Source organism: Mesorhizobium sp. M1E.F.Ca.ET.063.01.1.1 (assembly GCF_003998155.1).
Classification (GTDB): domain Bacteria; phylum Pseudomonadota; class Alphaproteobacteria; order Rhizobiales; family Rhizobiaceae; genus Mesorhizobium.
The window spans coordinates 1-1,537 of sequence record NZ_RZSC01001068.1; the positions used below are offsets into that span (position 1 = coordinate 1).

1 protein-coding gene is annotated in these 1,537 nt (G+C 61.3%); it reads left to right on the plus strand.

Going from position 1 to position 1,537, the window contains the following annotated elements; all coding sequences use genetic code 11:
- Window positions 1-411: 411 nt before the first annotated feature.
- Window positions 412-1,380, plus strand: a complete 969-nt coding sequence (locus EOA29_RS36060; protein WP_127222368.1) for a hypothetical protein — start codon at window positions 412-414, stop codon at window positions 1,378-1,380.
- The last annotated feature ends 157 nt before the right edge of the window (window positions 1,381-1,537 follow it).

The window sequence follows — 1,537 nt, forward strand, 5'->3', positions numbered from 1 at the left end:
GCCGAACCCCTTCGTGTTGTTGAACCACTTCACAGTTCCAGTCGCCATTCATTTTTCCTCTGTGTCAGTGCAGCGTGTCTGGCTCACGGCCTAGCCGGTTAACTTTCAGACGTTGGGATAAGCGCAGGAAAAACGAGGAATCGCAAGGCCACTGGGTCCGGCAAAACCAATTGCCGGATACCGACTATGCCTTTGCTCCCCTCTCGACCGCCGCATTGTTTACCGCACTTACCCCGTCTCGCCCAAAATGAGCACTTCCCTTGCGTTACCCATCGCGGGTGTCGCGTTTGGCACAGTTCCGTGGCAGTGCGAAGACCTAAACCGTACAGGTACGCAGTTGACGGGCAGCCGCGCATAGTCCACGTTAGTTAAATCGGTTTAGCCGTTTCCGGCGCGGCCACGATCTGGAACATGCACGACCAGCCAACACGAAGCAAAAAAGCAAGCTCCGCCCGCAAGGGCCGCAACATCAACGTGGATTTGATCGCGGTGGTCGCCGCCGTGAGCGACCTTGAACCTCGTGTTCTCACTGTCGGGCAGCGCGATTCGCTTCCCTCCGGTCCATTCGAGCTCAGCCACCGGTCGCTGCAGTCTGGCCTCAGGGACTGGGTCGAACAGCAGACCGGCCATCCGCTGGGCTATATCGAGCAACTCTATACCTTCGCCGACCGCGACCGGATGATCGCCGGGCTTGAGCAACGCAACATCTCCATCAGCTATCTCGCGCTGACCCGGCAGGACGCCGTGACGGCGTCACGCAAATCCCAGTGGAGAAGCTGGTACGACTTTTTTCCCTGGGAGGATCACCGCTCCGGCGTGCCTGAAGCGCTGGATCTATTGCGGCGGCGCCTGATTGCCTGGGCGAAAGGCGCCGAGAACGCGGCCTCCCGGCGCGACCGCCGACAGCGAGCGGCAATCGCCTTCTCCTTCGACGACCGTCCCTGGAACGAGGAGCTCACGCTCCAGCGCTACGAACTGCTCTATGAAGCGGCGTTGGTCGAGGAGGCTGGTGTGGATCCGAACGCCGCTCCCGCCGCTTCCGTGTCGGGCAGGGCAATGGTCGCCGACCATCGCCGGATCCTGGCGACAGGGATCGCGCGGCTGCGCTCAAAGATCAAATACCGGCCTGTCGTCTTTGAGCTCATGCGACCGACCTTCACGCTGCTGCAGCTGCAGCGGACCGTGGAAGGGCTGGTCGGCAGGCTCATCAACAAGCCGAACTTCCGCAGGCTTGTCGAGCAGCAGGAGCTGGTCGAGGAGACCGGCGAGACGTCTCTCGACACAGGCGGCCGGCCAGCAAAGCTTTACCGCTTCCGCCGTGCTGTTCTCGACGACAACGCTGTCGTGCTGGGAACGAAATTGCCGCTTTCGCGGGCTTGACACCTTTATAGTCGACGTAGATATATGCCGCTTGTTGTCAGCCCGAATATAAGCGGAGGCGCGGATGATTGGCGCGTTACCAACGGCCGCGTCGCTGTATGAGCGCGTCCGGGGGGTGATCCCGCCGATCGAATGGCCGGCCTTTGCCGACGACATC